Genomic DNA, 12,931 nt, shown 5'->3' on the forward strand with positions numbered 1-12,931 from the left:
ATGATCTGGTACAGCAACCCATATAGCCGTCAGAAGAACTTCGGTCGCGCACTCAACGAGTTCTGCGATCGGGTGCCCAATGACGCCTGGATCTGCATTCAGGATGGTGATATCATGTATCTGACTGACTATTGGGGTAGCCAGATAGAAGATATTACTTTGAATAACCCTGAATACTCGCTGATCGGCTGCCTAACTAACCGGTTGCGCAGTCCGCATCAGCTGTATAAGGGCGAGTTCTGCGACAAAGACTCGGTGTTCTACCATCAGGTCATAGCGGAACGGCTTTATCAAGACCATTACAGCCAAGTGCAGCCGACCGAAAAGGGTATTGCCGGCATGTTCATGCTATTTCCTAAAAAGGTATGGAACCGGGTGCAGTTCCGGGAGCAATCAGCGGCTTTTGATACGTTCTTCTGCCGGGATTTAGCCAAGATAGGCGGTAAGATCGGAATAGCACAAGGTCTTTACGTCTTCCACCGCTACCGGCTGGGTAAGGAGAATCCCAAGACGAATAATAAACATCTTTATATATGACAATTGATCAAATTAACAGCAACATACATGATCGCAGGGCTGGCGGTTATCCTGAGGGTATTGGAAGGATCTCTGATGGGTACCACACTTTTGACGAGCTGTATGCACATCGCATAGCGCTGTTCAAGGCATTGTCTCGCGCGCTTTTCGGCCTTACTGTGTATGAGGCAGACTTCCCTTGGAAATCCAAATTACAGTCGAATGGCACAATGGAAGAAGGGTGGTTTATCGCTGGTATCGGCAGCGCTACTGGTAAACAGATAACCTACCATATTCCCATTTCTGAGTGGGATGAATGGTGCGCAAACGAAATACCGTATGCACCGGCTTGGGATGGACACACATCAGCTGACGTTATTAAAAGACTTAAATCGCTTTAATATGCTACCTATTACATTCCCGGAACATAATACAGTTTACGGTAAGCCAGAAGAAATGACCGATGATCAATGTATGGCATTGCCGGCATGGAAAGGAGAGGCTCCAATTGATGAAGAAGGCAGTAGAGTACCAGTAATTATTTCTTGTTGGCAACTGTCAAAGGAAGATCTGGATGAAATTAATAAGAACGGGTGTATATGGTTGTCGGTTAGCGGTACGCAACTTCCGCCTGTCTCTGTTTTCACAGAAAATCCTTTTCATCCATGACTCTGGACGACATTATCCGCAGGGCCATTCCCGACGATCCGAAAGACTGCCGGATAAAGAAGGCACAGAAAGAGGCCATGCGCCTTGAAACTAAACGGGATCTGTTATACTTGATCAGTAAGAACTTCACGCCCAAGGAAAACGAAAATACCCGGCCAAAATTGACCGGGTAATATCATAACATCACTATGCCCTGTGATAAATAATACGTCATGGCGAAAATATGATTTTGGCAATTAATTGCCAAATTGTACATTTGTAGAGATAGACCTCAATGGCAGGAACGGATAACTTACAGGAACAATGAAATGAGCTACAGGGGTTATTGGCTGCTGTGGCTTTTGTTATTTATGGGCATAGTATATCAGTTTATCGCATCTCTCGTCATTATACTGCTTCTGGCGTATGCGATCAAAAAGGGATCATCTAAATACTAATTATATGAGTGAACAATTAACAGTCGGCGAACAGCGGGTTCGCACGCAATTCAACCCTGGAAACAATTCGGTAGTTGATCAAATCAAGCAAAAGACAGCTGAACTGATCAATCTTTGCGAAGAACTGAAGACGAAGGAACCGCGTCTGTCTTCCTTGGCTCAGACAGAGTATGAAACAGCGGCCATGTGGGCGGTAAAAGCAGCAACTGCATAAGAGCGTAGCCGGGCAACTCAGGTTCGATCCCTGATGCGGATTCCCCGTATGGCATAGTGGCGGTGCGCCCGGTGATTTTTAGCCATTGTCCAATTGATATTTCTTGTCAAAGACAAATCTACATTTATGACCGAACAGTTGAACTGGGATTCAGAGATTGCCATGCTTCTTGAGTCTGGATTCGAACTTAATTTATCGCCTGATCAGGATGACGGGTATCCAGTAGAAATATTAAATGAGGGCGATGTAGTATTCTATCACAAATCATGGACGCGACAGAATATAGCGGTAATGCTTCATGGCATATCAGAAGGGGATTATCAAAAGAATTTTTCAGTCTACGTTCGCCAGAATATCGGATGCGGTTGGCTTCTGATGCCATACCTCTGGTCCAGACTGGAATATTGGTTTTTAGAACTGCTCAAGCTGTCTCTGGATGGCTGTGGGCTAAAAGGTGCCAGAATATGAAGAAAATACCATCCCTCTTTGTAAGGGACTACGAAAGAATCATTACTGATTATGAACCGCATTCAGTACATACAATGGATGATGGTAGCGTTTCCATGGCATACACGATTACAGGCAGTCAGAAAGGCCGTTTCCTGGCAACCAAGGAGGTGACTCCTGGCTGTGAATGGGTAGTCGCCGGTGAGGGCAAGGCTACTCGCAAATGGGATGGCACGGCTGTCCTTAAAGAGGGCGCTGAACTGTTTAGGCGTTATGACGCTAAACATGGCAAGACACCGCCTGATGGCTTCAGGCCGTGCCAAGATCCTGACCCTATTACTGGGCATTGGCCGGGATGGGTGCCGGTAGATCCACATAATCCAGCGGACAAGTACATCTGCGAGGCGTTCGGTATATCGCAGAGTGATTGCATTATGGATGGGACTTACGAGGCGATTGGCCCCAAGATAAACGGCAATCGTGAAAAGGGCAACCATCACCGAATGGTGCGGCATGGTAGCCATGTCTTCCCGGAGGTGCCAAGAGATTATGACGGATTAAAAAGGTGGTTTGAGGAAGTTAATGCGAATTGCGAGGGCATTGTGTTTCACCACCCAGACGGCCGGATGTGCAAGGTTAAACGCTCTGACTTCGGATTGCCATGGTAGTTTTCAATATTGAGGGATTCAGTGTAGAAGTTCTCAACCTTCTTGAGGATGATAATACAGTGATAATATCGAAGGATTTGAGAAAGATTTTTGTTAAGTCTGAGCCAGTAGGGTATCTTGTTTTATGGCTATATACAAAAAGGATTGAGGACTATATCGAATGGAGGGTTGCTTGTCACTCCCACCGGATAGACATAAAATTTAAATTGGGCAATGCGTAACGAATCATGCAGGGTGCTTGTCGCCAGAGTGGAAGAGAGGTTAAGCCAGCCTTTTCAGTGGCAGATAGATATAGCGGGCCTCAATATACATGAATCAGTGAAGCAGCTGATCATAAACTGCTACCTAAAGAAGGCTCCATTCGCTTTGGCAACAGAGGAAGGGAAAAACATTGTCTATTTCCTTCCAGACAATGGTTGTGCCGTATGGTATGACGATGGGAAGGTGACACTAAACATGTTTGAGACTGATCAACAGTTTCAGGACTGCATTAAGCTCGTATTGGTTGCACATCGGTTGTTTAAAAGCAGCTGGCAGATTGAAAGTGATGAAATGTACAAGGAAATTGTAAAGCAGCTAACGGCATGACCAGTAAAGAACTGACAGAGGCATCCCGCGCCTGGGAGCGAAATCATATCAAGCTGGAGAAGCGCTGGCAAAAGAAGATAAAACGGGCTATGGATGTTAACCTCAACAACTTCATTGACTACGCCCGAAAGAACAGCATTACTTCCGCTGTGAAGGTGATCGATACCCTAATGGACGCAAAGCCAATTAGCGATGTGCTAAAACAGCTATACTTGTCTGTTGGGATGGCCCAGGCGGTGAAAATTAAGAAGGCCGTGGAAGCCGACAGCAAAAAGTCATTATTTGACGAGTTCCTTTCAACGATGGCGGATAGCCTAGCCCAGTTCTTCCTCACCTTTGCTATCACAGATTTCATATACAAGATATTGGCTTCCCAGAAACGCCGAACGCTCATTATACTGAAACAGTTGATGGAAGAAGCGAACGGAGGCCAGCCGGTATTACCATCCATTCCTGATGATTTGATAACCCCTGAACAGTTGATTTCGGAGATAGAGGACCTGGATAGAGGTCATCAGAAGGAAATACAAATACTAAAGTCGCTGTATGTAGCCGCCTCTGATCGCGGTACCGGTGCAATTGCTCGGACTGAAGTAACCCGTGCACTCAACTTTGCATCTTTCACTGCTGCCGGCAATCTTCCCATTTATGTTGATAAGACATGGATATGTTGTTTGGACAAGAGGGTAAGAAGAGCACATAAAAATATTCCATGGGATCACAGGGAGCCTCATGGGCAAACAGTGCCACTTGAAGAGGCATATATAGTGTCAGGAGAGAGACTCATGTATCCAGCTGATCCAGCTGCGAGTGCTTCTAACGTCATTGGCTGCCGGTGCGGACAGACATTTGCTGCCCGAAGAGATGCTAATGGTAGAGTAATACGGAAGCCGACAGGAACCAGTGTAACCGTTATTCTGCCCAATAATCAGCCTACGCTGCCAACGATAACTATCTGATAAAAAAAATGTTTGGCAATTAATTGCCAATTCGTACATTTGTCAACAATAAGCGGGCTGTTTTATAGATTTATTCTCTTCACTGATTTTTCGCTTCGACCGCTATGTAACCAACTGACAGCCCATGCAGTCGGCATTAGAGCGGAAGCAATTCAATTTAAAAGCACTTGACGTTGACACTAAGACTCGTAGTGTCAAGATAGCTATTGCGGAGCTTGAGAGTGTAGACCGCGATAATGAAATATTCTCCCCTACAGCATTCGATAAGACTATAGCTGAACGTGGTCCTAAAGGAACCAATGAGGTTTGGCACATGGCCGACCATGGCTGGTCTCTTAACTCTGCCCTAAGCAAATTCAAAGAACTATATAAAGAAGGCAAGTACATAGTGGGAATCTCTGATTATAGGGATACGAAGCTATGGCGTGACACCATATGGCCGCTATATGAAGCCGGTGACATCAACCAGCACTCTGTGGGCTTCCGTACCGTTAAGTCTATATCCAGTGAAGACGGTTCGCCAAGAGAAATACTGGAAGTGACCTTGTGGGAAGGTAGTGCTGTACTATGGGGCGCAAACCCATACACCCCTGTTATGGGTATCACCAAATCTGCATTTAAACAGGAAGACGTCGACGACGCTATTTCCAGATACGATAAACTCATTAAAGCTGTCAAATCCGGTCGATTTGAAGAGGATGATAGCCTACTGATGCTGGAGCTTAAACGCCTCCAGCAATTTACGATTGACCTTTCGAGGATATCCACTCAGCCGGAACCTGGTTCCACTGAGCCGGTGAAAGCAAAGGACCTGGTTGAAATGATTCAACTCGAATCAGAACTGAAAAACACAGTCGCAGGACTTTTCAAGTAATCCCATGGATATCAAAGAAATTAAAGGCGCGGTGCAGGAAGTAGTTGCTCCCGTTGCCACTGAAGTCAAAGAAGTAAAGGCCGCCGCTGAAGCCGCCAAAACAGCATCCGAAACCGCAGTTCAAAAAGCCGAAACGCTTTCCAGCGAGGTTACCAAAGTCAATGACGAGGTGAAAGGCTTGAATGACTGGAAGGTGAAGAAGGACGAAGCGGACAAGAAAAACCAGGAAGCTCTGGATAAATTAATCCAGGACAGCGATAAGAAGAACGTTCGCGTCGGCACTGAGCAGAAACACTTCCGCGATTTGCTGGCTGAGTCTATCGAAGAACAGAAAGATAACATCGCCAAATTTGCCCGCAAGGAAATTCGTGAGACGTCTTTTCAGATGAAGGCGGTGGGTGATATGACCCTGAACAGTGCAACCACATTTCCAACGGCAAATGTGTCAATCACCGACCTGAGGCCGGGTATTATCGAACAACCTAAACGTAGGTTACACATTAGGCAGCTGCTTTCCGGTGGTGCAATGAGTGGCTCTCACTACAACTTCGTCAAGGAAATTGCTGGTGAAGGTAATCCGGCACCTGTCGCTGAAGGCGCACTGAAACCTCGACTGGATCTTCGCTTACAGGAAATGAGCGTACCAGCTGAAACTATCGCTGGTATTGTGAAGGTATCCCGTAAGATGCTGAATGACGTACCTGGTCTGATTACGTTCCTTCAGTCTCGCCTACCTGAAAAGCTGCTGAGAGTAGAAGACAATCAGATCCTTAATGGTAACGGCGTATCGCCAAACTTATCTGGTATCACCCACACTGGCAACTATACTCCAGTAGTTAACGAGTCTACTGTATGGATAGAACAGCTGGTAGAAGCAATTACCCAAGCAGAAGAAGCCGAGCGCGATGTGAACGGTATCCTTTTGCGTCCAGCACAGTATGCACATCTTCTGCTAAACCGTGCTGCAGGTGGAGCTGGTACATACGATCTGCCTCGTGAACTGGTTACCTATACAAATGGTCAACTGTATGTAATGGGCGTTCCTGTATTCAAATCTACAGCAGCAAATCCTGGTCAGTTTATCGTTGGTGACTGGGTGATGGGCGCTAACCTGATCGTGAAAGAACCACCTATCCTTCAGTTCTTCGAACAGGATGAAGACAACGTACAGAAAAACATGGTGACAGTCCGTATCGAAGAAACTATCGCACTGCCTATTTATGGCAATGACTATTTCTTCGTTGGCGAATTCGAACCAGTCACAACCTGATTTATCGGTTAGTAATATACTGAAGGGAAGATTACGGCCTTCCCTTCTTCAAAAGCTTATGATATGAAAGTAAAGATCAAAAAGCGCTTTCGCGACATTGAGTCTAAAGAGATCATGCAGATAGGACAGGTAGTTGACTATGATAAGGAACGCGCGGTGAGCTTGTCTTTAGGTGGTTTCGTTGAGATCCTCGACCAAGCCGCAGAGCCAGAAGATACACAGCCTGGAGAAACATCCGGTCCCAGTGATAATGCCATCCATGATGACAACGATGATACAGTGGAATCAGAGGAAGACACTGAGAAACCCGATGTCAACCCTGATATCGAGAAATTTGAAACGTCTCACATACCGAAGGCTGAAACTGCCCATCCGACAGGTAAGGGCCGGGGCGCTAAAAAGAAATAAGCAATGTGCAGCAATAAGCTACTGGATAAGAAACCGCTATCTGTTCCTGACCAGGAACCAGTTGATCTGGAGTCTGTGAAGGAGTTCATGAATGTAGATTTTGACGAAAAGAATAACACTATTTCGTCTCTTATCATAGCAGCCCGCACATTGTTGGAGGATAAGTATGATATCGGGATAGTGAAGAAGCGCCTGCAGGTAGTGGTTGATAATTCATGTGGAGGGATAGAGTTGCCTGGCTTCCCTGTTTCGAATATTTCAGCTGTTGATAAGGACGGAGCTGTAGTTGACCTTAATACGATAGGTGGTGATGTGGTATATGTAGAGTCCCCGTGCAGTTGTTACCTGAAGATCTCTTACGACAGTGGATATGAAATAGCGGACGTGCCGGAAGTGTACAAGACAGCAATCAAGGAGCAGGTAACCTGGATGTTTTCGAATCTGAACGACGTCGAGGTAGCCAAAACCATAGCTCCACTGGCGGAAGTTAACTTATTACCCTATCGTAGAAACGGATTCGGAGTGTTCTTATGAGTAAGATAAAACCGCAGGGGCAGTTTAACCGCCGTATCCAGGCGCAGAAGCTCTCAGTGACACAGAACGAAGCTGGAGGAATGGTTGAAACTTGGTCGTCTTTGTTTGAAACATGGGCATACGTAGGACCGGTTAAATCCTGGCGGCATTTGGAGATTATGAAGAATACACAAAGCGCATCCTACGAAGTCCAGATCAGATATACTCCGAGTAGACAGATTGATAATAATGTGCGATTTGTTTATGAAGGCAAGGTATTGGTCATAAACAGTATAGAAGAAGATGTGGAAGGCAACAAACGGTTTTACGTACTCATATTAACAGAGCAAGTGTAATGGCGCGTCCATTTATCGGTATACGTCTCGATGGTGCCAAAGGACTTATAAAGGACTTGAAAAAGGTGCAGAAGGAAGTCAAGAGAAATATCGAGGCTGAGATAGAGGATACCGCAAAGATGATAGTTGCTGCTGCGCAGGCAGATGTACCAAGCAAGACCGGGGCCTTGAGGAACTCTATAAAGTGGAGGAAGATCGGGGAATTAAGATACGAGATAGTGGCAGAGGAGCATTATGCGCCTTATGTCGAATTCGGGACCGGTAAGCTGGTCGTTGTGCCGAAAGGACTGGAAGATTATGCAATCCAGTTTAAAGGGTTGGGTATAAAGGAAGTCAATCTGCACGCCCATCCGTACCTGTTCCCTGCCTATGAAAGGCATCGTGTGGAACTGGTAAGACGTATAAAGGCCCTACTTGAAATTGAGCGATATATCTCAGTGACAAGACCTGGACCATCAAACATAACAGGGGTTACAACAATATGATAGATGCCAATTACCATATCAGAAAGGGATATTTTCAGCGGTTAAACGGCTCTGTCATTATTAATAGTGTAGCGGTTCCTGTCTATGATGGAATGGCACCAAACCAGGCCGTTTGCCCATATATCATATTGTCTACACAAACGTCAGTAGATCGAAGCGCCAAACGCTGTCAGTCCCAAGAGTGCACCATGCTTCTTGATATAGTGACGGAAGCCACTGGTGGTGTTGATAGATCGCAGGCAGACGCTATAGTCAATCAGATATACCAACTTATTTACCCTGTTGATGCTGCCGGATACATTGATGCCGGACCAGATTTAACAGTGATATCAACAAGATTAATCTCGGATACGACGATGGAGATGCAGGACGATACGTTCAAGATCCTCCGCCGGCTGATAAGGTTTACACACCAAGTACACGAACAAGTAAACATTTAATCATGGCTGAAAGAAAACCGGCGGCGGGGTCAGTGGGCGTATTCGTAAAAGCTGGTCCACAGTATCTTATCCTTGTTTGCCAGACCGACCTCACCTTCGATCGTTCCCGTGATACTATCAATGCGAATAGTAAGTGCGGCCCCGATCAGATCCCGGCTAATACTGCCACATACGAAATCTCCGGCACTGCACAGGTGTGGTTATTCGATAATGATGATCCACAGTCTTCTACCAAACTATCGGAAGCAGCGGCAGATCGCCTACTGGTGAACAAAACCACCTTTGATTGGAAGATTGGTCCATTGAGCGGCCTGTCTGTGCCTGGCGATGTAGTCTATGATGGATCAGGCTTTTTCAGTAATCTGTCTACATCATGGCCCAACGAGGATGTCGCCACCTTTGACTTTACGATCGCCGTACAGGGCGACTATAACCAAGTAATTGAGCCTGAAACAACCTGATAATCAATTCTGATAAGATATGAACGGTAGGATCGAGATAACGCTGGGCGGAAAGCTCCGCCAGTTGAGATTTAATAACTATGCTAAAGAGGAACTTGGTAATTTTTTGTCAAAAGACCCCGTAGAAGGTACCAAGGAGCTAATTGAACTCTTGCAGTCTAATCCGCTAAAAGCTATAAAAAATCTTACATACTGCGGACTCGTTGGTCATTACGAAGCCCGAGAGATGGAAAGGGATTTTACGAAGCAGGATGTAGCGGAATGGGTTGGAGATGCAGATGATAAAGATTTGTCGGATGTGTTCAACTGCTGGCTTAATACTACTCAGTGGCGCTCAATCATTCCAGAGCAGAAGGCGACCGAAGAAGTGAATGTGCACAGTGAGGATGTTGAAAAGGCAAAAAAAAAGGCTGGGAGGAAATCAAGGATTTCGCAATAGGAGAGATGGGTCTTTTGCCTCATGAGTTCTACTGCATGACGTGGGTTGATTATGGAAGAGCAGTCCAGGGTTATTGGTTAAGACATGCCAGATACCTTGAGGGTGTAAGAAGATCTTCATTCTTTACAGTTATGGCTAATGCTGACCCTAAGAAAGCACGTTCACTTAAAGAGGAGAAGCTTTTTAGGCTCATAACGGATGAAATAAAAGAACAACCAAAACCGGTTAAACTTACGCCAGATCAAATGAGGGCTCTTTTCAACCGATATAAACTTAATTGATGGCAAGCAACGCAGGACTAAATATTCAGATCGGGGCAACCGTTACGGCGCTGAATAATGCGTTGAATGCCGCTATCAATGGAATAACTAATTTCAGTAACACAGTAAATAGGTTATCTCCACAGTCTGGTGCCGCCGCAGCTGGCATTACGAATTTAGCCAATGCGGTCAACAGTGGTGCAGCGTCATTCAATTACTTGAGTGGGTCTGCAATTAATGCTAATAGTGCCATTAATAATACAACGAACGCAGTAAATGGACTATCTCCTGTCACAGGAGCAGCTGCTGCGGGAATAACAAATCTTGCTAATGCTATAAACACCGGTAACGCGTCGTTCGTCAGTCTCAGTAACACAGCCTCTCAGGCTTCAGCAAATATTAGTGGCACGTCCACCAGCATTAATAATCTTTCGCCTATAACAAGTGCAGCTGCTGCTGGTATCACAAACTTGGCGAATGCTATTCAAAATGGGCAGGCGTCATTTATTAATCTCGGCAATGCCGCAACGCAGGCTAACAACTCATTACAAAATACTAATAGTACTGCACAGCGCTCAGGGGCATCCTTTAACGCTGTGATCCTTGATTATTACTCTGCCGCCGGTGCCCTGAACCGGCTGTCCCCAGCAACTACTGCTGCGGCTTTAGGGATAACCAATCTTGGTGCTGCATTTTCAAACAGTAGAGCAAGTATAAGGTCGTTTTATACCGGTTATGCCAGTGATATTCAAGGGTTAACAAGGAATACACAGGATGTAGTTAATACGTTCGGCCGGCTGCCACTAGCGACAAGTGCCACGTCTGTGGGAATCACGAATCTGACTAGGGCCGTAAATTCTGGAAATGCCTCACTTGTAGGCATGAGTCGTACTGCTCAGTATGCAGTCCAGGCAAACGCGAGGCTTGCTACATCAACTCAAAGTTTGGTTAGGCCAGCAGCTAATGCAACGGGAGCTATAGCTGGATTAAACAACATTATCCGAGATGCGCCGTTCGGTGTAATCGGTATTGGTAACAACATTACCCAGTTAATAGACGCTTTCGGTCAGTTGCAGCGTCAAACAGGTAGCACTGGTGCGGCGTTACGCACACTTGCCGGTTCTGTGTTTGGTCCCGCAGGTATATTCACATTGGGGTTATCTGCTGCAATATCTTTATGGACTGTGTACTCAATGAGGCAATCCCAGGCCAAATCCAAGGCAGAGGAGGCAGCCAAGGCTATAAAAACAACAGGCCAAGTTATAAAAGAGGCGGCAGCTACCCTGCAACAGTATAATGCAGAAGCCCTTGGGGAGATAGCAACTCTTAATCGTCTATTTGAAATAGCAACTGATGATGTGAGGTCCAGGAAGGACAGGGTGGCAGCCCTAAAAGAACTGAAGAAGCAGACAAATGGTTATCTTGACGATCTTAAACTTGAGACGCTTCAGACCGATGCTGCTAGGAAGGCTTTAGATGAATATAATGCATCGTTATTCAACTCTGCACTGATAAAAGCGTATCAAGGGCAACTCGAAGAGCTTGCGAAAGTCTATGCATTCAATAAAGATAATGCAGACAAGGCTCGTAAGGCATTAGATGAATTTGATGCAGCACAAATCAGGCAACGTAAGCGTATTCAAAACGGACAGTTGACTGGTAGGCAAATCGATGAAGCGCAGTCAAAAATAATGGCCAATGAAGCAGCAAGGGCAAAATTGGTTGAAAATACCAACGGCTTCATAAATAAGCAAAATCAAGCGTACGACGAAATACTAAATACGGGTAAGAAGATAGCTGATCTGCAAGTTAAGGTAAATCCTTTTGGTAAGCAGGATGCAGACACCAAAAGTGCGGGAGAGTCAATCTCTAAGGTTCTGGAAATAATGAATGCACAATTGGCGGCATCTGACGCTCAGTTTAAAAATACAGGAGGAGCACTTGACTTCCTTGCAAAGGATAAGATACAAATCCTTCAGTCAGCTTTTGATAAGCTTGTGAACTTGGGTCTTAAGCCCACATCTCCTGAGCTGGAGAATATACAGAAGCATATCAATGATCTTGAGGGTAGCATTATTGGCAAGCAGGATTTATTCGGTGCTCAACTTTTCAATTTTGATGGCAAGTCAATTATAACTGCAGAAGAACAAATAATTAGCCTTCGGCAGCAGATGGAGTCATTAAAAAAGTTGGGCGTTGATCCAGCAAGCAACAGCTTTAAAGAACTTAGTAAAAAGTATGATTCCTTGACTGCTAAAACGAGCAGTTCGGCTTTATTCGATACAAGCAGCTTTAGGTTAGTTAACGGTCAGCTACAAGCAATTAATACATCCTTAGTAAATGCAGCCACTGCGCAACAAAGGTTTAATAACACGGTTTCGGATTTGTCTGATAAATATGCTGCCAGTAAGTTAAAGTTAGAGGCGTTCCTTGCGACAATCAATGACTCTTTTCAGAGTCTAGCATTAGATATTGCCGGTTCTTTAGGAGACGCAATAGCTGGCGCCTTTATGGGGAATGGATTTAAGGGAGCCATACAATCGTTTGCTGGAATATTTGGTTCTTACTTGCAAAGTCTTGGTAAGCAATTAATTGCTTATAGCGGGATATTAAAGGGAGTGCAGATTGCAATTAAGACTTTCAGCCCAGTAGCTGCCGCAGTAGCAGGGGCTGCAGCGCTTGTAGCTGGCAGCGCTCTTAAAGCCTATGCTTCTAAGGTGCCATCTTTCGCCACTGGCGGTGTTGTAACAGAGCCTACCCTTGCAATGGTGGGCGATAACCCAGGTAGAAAGGAAGCGATTATTCCATCAGAGTTATGGGACAAAATAGGCGGTGGCGGTTTTGGTATCGCTAGTATAGACTTCGACTACGATAAATTGAGGATAAGAATTGACCAGTCGCGCAGGAGGGGCGGATACTGATGGCTT

General features: G+C 45.5%; 19 protein-coding genes. All 19 read left to right on the plus strand.

Annotated elements, in window-relative coordinates; genetic code table 11:
• The 19 genes from CPIN_RS19280 to CPIN_RS19375 all read left to right on the plus strand — a co-directional run bounded on the left by CPIN_RS19280 (window position 1) and on the right by CPIN_RS19375 (window position 12,925).
• On the plus strand, window positions 1-537 hold the full coding sequence (locus tag CPIN_RS19280) for a hypothetical protein (RefSeq protein ID WP_012791517.1): 537 nt from the start codon (window positions 1-3) through the stop codon (window positions 535-537).
• Window positions 534-917: a WDGH domain-containing protein gene (locus CPIN_RS19285; RefSeq protein WP_012791518.1), complete on the plus strand. Its 384-nt coding sequence runs from the start codon at window positions 534-536 to the stop codon at window positions 915-917. Before CPIN_RS19280 ends, CPIN_RS19285 begins: the two co-directional genes overlap by 4 nt.
• A 1-nt stretch (window position 918) precedes the next feature.
• The gene (locus tag CPIN_RS19290) at window positions 919-1,185 is read left to right on the plus strand and encodes a hypothetical protein (protein ID WP_012791519.1); all 267 of its coding nucleotides are present in this window, start codon (window positions 919-921) and stop codon (window positions 1,183-1,185) included.
• Window positions 1,182-1,358 (plus strand): hypothetical protein, encoded by a 177-nt coding sequence (locus tag CPIN_RS39015; RefSeq protein WP_012791520.1) that lies wholly within the window; start codon window positions 1,182-1,184, stop codon window positions 1,356-1,358. Before CPIN_RS19290 ends, CPIN_RS39015 begins: the two co-directional genes overlap by 4 nt.
• A 268-nt stretch (window positions 1,359-1,626) precedes the next feature.
• Window positions 1,627-1,836 (plus strand): Acb2/Tad1 domain-containing protein, encoded by a 210-nt coding sequence (locus CPIN_RS19295; RefSeq protein WP_012791521.1) that lies wholly within the window; start codon window positions 1,627-1,629, stop codon window positions 1,834-1,836.
• Between the two features lie 126 nt (window positions 1,837-1,962).
• Window positions 1,963-2,304, plus strand: a complete 342-nt coding sequence (locus CPIN_RS19300) for a hypothetical protein (RefSeq protein ID WP_012791522.1) — start codon at window positions 1,963-1,965, stop codon at window positions 2,302-2,304.
• On the plus strand, window positions 2,301-2,951 hold the full coding sequence (locus CPIN_RS19305) for an RNA ligase 1 family protein (protein WP_012791523.1): 651 nt from the start codon (window positions 2,301-2,303) through the stop codon (window positions 2,949-2,951). The genes CPIN_RS19300 and CPIN_RS19305 overlap by 4 nt, the downstream gene beginning before the upstream one ends.
• A 213-nt stretch (window positions 2,952-3,164) precedes the next feature.
• Window positions 3,165-3,539 (plus strand): hypothetical protein, encoded by a 375-nt coding sequence (locus CPIN_RS19315; protein ID WP_012791524.1) that lies wholly within the window; start codon window positions 3,165-3,167, stop codon window positions 3,537-3,539.
• Complete coding sequence (locus CPIN_RS19320) at window positions 3,536-4,498, plus strand: putative phage head morphogenesis protein (protein WP_012791525.1); 963 nt, start codon at window positions 3,536-3,538, stop codon at window positions 4,496-4,498. The genes CPIN_RS19315 and CPIN_RS19320 overlap by 4 nt, the downstream gene beginning before the upstream one ends.
• Window positions 4,499-4,622: 124 nt before the next feature.
• Window positions 4,623-5,372, plus strand: coding sequence for an HK97 family phage prohead protease (locus CPIN_RS19325; protein WP_012791526.1), 750 nt, complete (start codon window positions 4,623-4,625; stop codon window positions 5,370-5,372).
• Between the two features lie 4 nt (window positions 5,373-5,376).
• Complete coding sequence (locus CPIN_RS19330; RefSeq protein ID WP_012791527.1) at window positions 5,377-6,642, plus strand: phage major capsid protein; 1,266 nt, start codon at window positions 5,377-5,379, stop codon at window positions 6,640-6,642.
• 63 nt (window positions 6,643-6,705) lie between these two features.
• Window positions 6,706-7,050 (plus strand): hypothetical protein, encoded by a 345-nt coding sequence (locus CPIN_RS19335; RefSeq protein WP_012791528.1) that lies wholly within the window; start codon window positions 6,706-6,708, stop codon window positions 7,048-7,050.
• 3 nt (window positions 7,051-7,053) lie between these two features.
• Window positions 7,054-7,584 (plus strand): phage head-tail connector protein, encoded by a 531-nt coding sequence (locus tag CPIN_RS19340; protein WP_012791529.1) that lies wholly within the window; start codon window positions 7,054-7,056, stop codon window positions 7,582-7,584.
• Window positions 7,581-7,919 carry a phage head closure protein gene (locus tag CPIN_RS19345; RefSeq protein ID WP_012791530.1) on the plus strand — a complete coding sequence of 113 codons (339 nt, stop codon included), beginning with the start codon at window positions 7,581-7,583 and terminating at the stop codon, window positions 7,917-7,919. Before CPIN_RS19340 ends, CPIN_RS19345 begins: the two co-directional genes overlap by 4 nt.
• Window positions 7,919-8,404: an HK97-gp10 family putative phage morphogenesis protein gene (locus CPIN_RS36810; protein ID WP_012791531.1), complete on the plus strand. Its 486-nt coding sequence runs from the start codon at window positions 7,919-7,921 to the stop codon at window positions 8,402-8,404. Before CPIN_RS19345 ends, CPIN_RS36810 begins: the two co-directional genes overlap by 1 nt.
• Window positions 8,401-8,844: a DUF3168 domain-containing protein gene (locus CPIN_RS39785; protein ID WP_012791532.1), complete on the plus strand. Its 444-nt coding sequence runs from the start codon at window positions 8,401-8,403 to the stop codon at window positions 8,842-8,844. The genes CPIN_RS36810 and CPIN_RS39785 overlap by 4 nt, the downstream gene beginning before the upstream one ends.
• Before the next feature lie 2 nt (window positions 8,845-8,846).
• Window positions 8,847-9,305: a phage tail protein gene (locus CPIN_RS19360; RefSeq protein ID WP_012791533.1), complete on the plus strand. Its 459-nt coding sequence runs from the start codon at window positions 8,847-8,849 to the stop codon at window positions 9,303-9,305.
• 19 nt (window positions 9,306-9,324) lie between these two features.
• Entirely contained in the window at window positions 9,325-9,744 is a 420-nt protein-coding gene (locus tag CPIN_RS19365) for a hypothetical protein (RefSeq protein ID WP_012791534.1), read from the plus strand.
• Window positions 9,745-10,024: 280 nt separating this feature from the next.
• The gene (locus tag CPIN_RS19375) at window positions 10,025-12,925 is read left to right on the plus strand and encodes a hypothetical protein (RefSeq protein WP_012791535.1); all 2,901 of its coding nucleotides are present in this window, start codon (window positions 10,025-10,027) and stop codon (window positions 12,923-12,925) included.
• Window positions 12,926-12,931: the final 6 nt, after the last annotated feature.

It is taken from the genome of Chitinophaga pinensis DSM 2588 (genome assembly GCF_000024005.1).
GTDB lineage: Bacteria > Bacteroidota > Bacteroidia > Chitinophagales > Chitinophagaceae > Chitinophaga > Chitinophaga pinensis.

Excerpts from the sequence above, each read along its gene's own strand:
- CPIN_RS19365 (WP_012791534.1), top strand. The coding sequence starts at position 9,325 with ATGAACGGTAGGATCGAGATAACGCTGGGCGGAAAGCTCCGCCAGTTG.
- CPIN_RS39015 (WP_012791520.1), top strand. The coding sequence starts at position 1,182 with ATGACTCTGGACGACATTATCCGCAGGGCCATTCCCGACGATCCGAAA.
- CPIN_RS19300 (WP_012791522.1), top strand. The coding sequence starts at position 1,963 with ATGACCGAACAGTTGAACTGGGATTCAGAGATTGCCATGCTTCTTGAG.
- CPIN_RS19320 (WP_012791525.1), top strand. The coding sequence starts at position 3,536 with ATGACCAGTAAAGAACTGACAGAGGCATCCCGCGCCTGGGAGCGAAAT.
- CPIN_RS19290 (WP_012791519.1), top strand. The coding sequence starts at position 919 with ATGCTACCTATTACATTCCCGGAACATAATACAGTTTACGGTAAGCCA.
- CPIN_RS19295 (WP_012791521.1), top strand. The coding sequence starts at position 1,627 with ATGAGTGAACAATTAACAGTCGGCGAACAGCGGGTTCGCACGCAATTC.
- CPIN_RS19280 (WP_012791517.1), top strand. The coding sequence starts at position 1 with ATGATCTGGTACAGCAACCCATATAGCCGTCAGAAGAACTTCGGTCGC.
- CPIN_RS19330 (WP_012791527.1), top strand. The coding sequence starts at position 5,377 with ATGGATATCAAAGAAATTAAAGGCGCGGTGCAGGAAGTAGTTGCTCCC.
- CPIN_RS19335 (WP_012791528.1), top strand. The coding sequence starts at position 6,706 with ATGAAAGTAAAGATCAAAAAGCGCTTTCGCGACATTGAGTCTAAAGAG.
- CPIN_RS19285 (WP_012791518.1), top strand. The coding sequence starts at position 534 with ATGACAATTGATCAAATTAACAGCAACATACATGATCGCAGGGCTGGC.
- CPIN_RS19305 (WP_012791523.1), top strand. The coding sequence starts at position 2,301 with ATGAAGAAAATACCATCCCTCTTTGTAAGGGACTACGAAAGAATCATT.
- CPIN_RS19375 (WP_012791535.1), top strand. The coding sequence starts at position 10,025 with ATGGCAAGCAACGCAGGACTAAATATTCAGATCGGGGCAACCGTTACG.
- CPIN_RS19360 (WP_012791533.1), top strand. The coding sequence starts at position 8,847 with ATGGCTGAAAGAAAACCGGCGGCGGGGTCAGTGGGCGTATTCGTAAAA.
- CPIN_RS36810 (WP_012791531.1), top strand. The coding sequence starts at position 7,919 with ATGGCGCGTCCATTTATCGGTATACGTCTCGATGGTGCCAAAGGACTT.
- CPIN_RS19345 (WP_012791530.1), top strand. The coding sequence starts at position 7,581 with ATGAGTAAGATAAAACCGCAGGGGCAGTTTAACCGCCGTATCCAGGCG.
- CPIN_RS19315 (WP_012791524.1), top strand. The coding sequence starts at position 3,165 with ATGCGTAACGAATCATGCAGGGTGCTTGTCGCCAGAGTGGAAGAGAGG.
- CPIN_RS39785 (WP_012791532.1), top strand. The coding sequence starts at position 8,401 with ATGATAGATGCCAATTACCATATCAGAAAGGGATATTTTCAGCGGTTA.
- CPIN_RS19325 (WP_012791526.1), top strand. The coding sequence starts at position 4,623 with ATGCAGTCGGCATTAGAGCGGAAGCAATTCAATTTAAAAGCACTTGAC.
- CPIN_RS19340 (WP_012791529.1), top strand. The coding sequence starts at position 7,054 with ATGTGCAGCAATAAGCTACTGGATAAGAAACCGCTATCTGTTCCTGAC.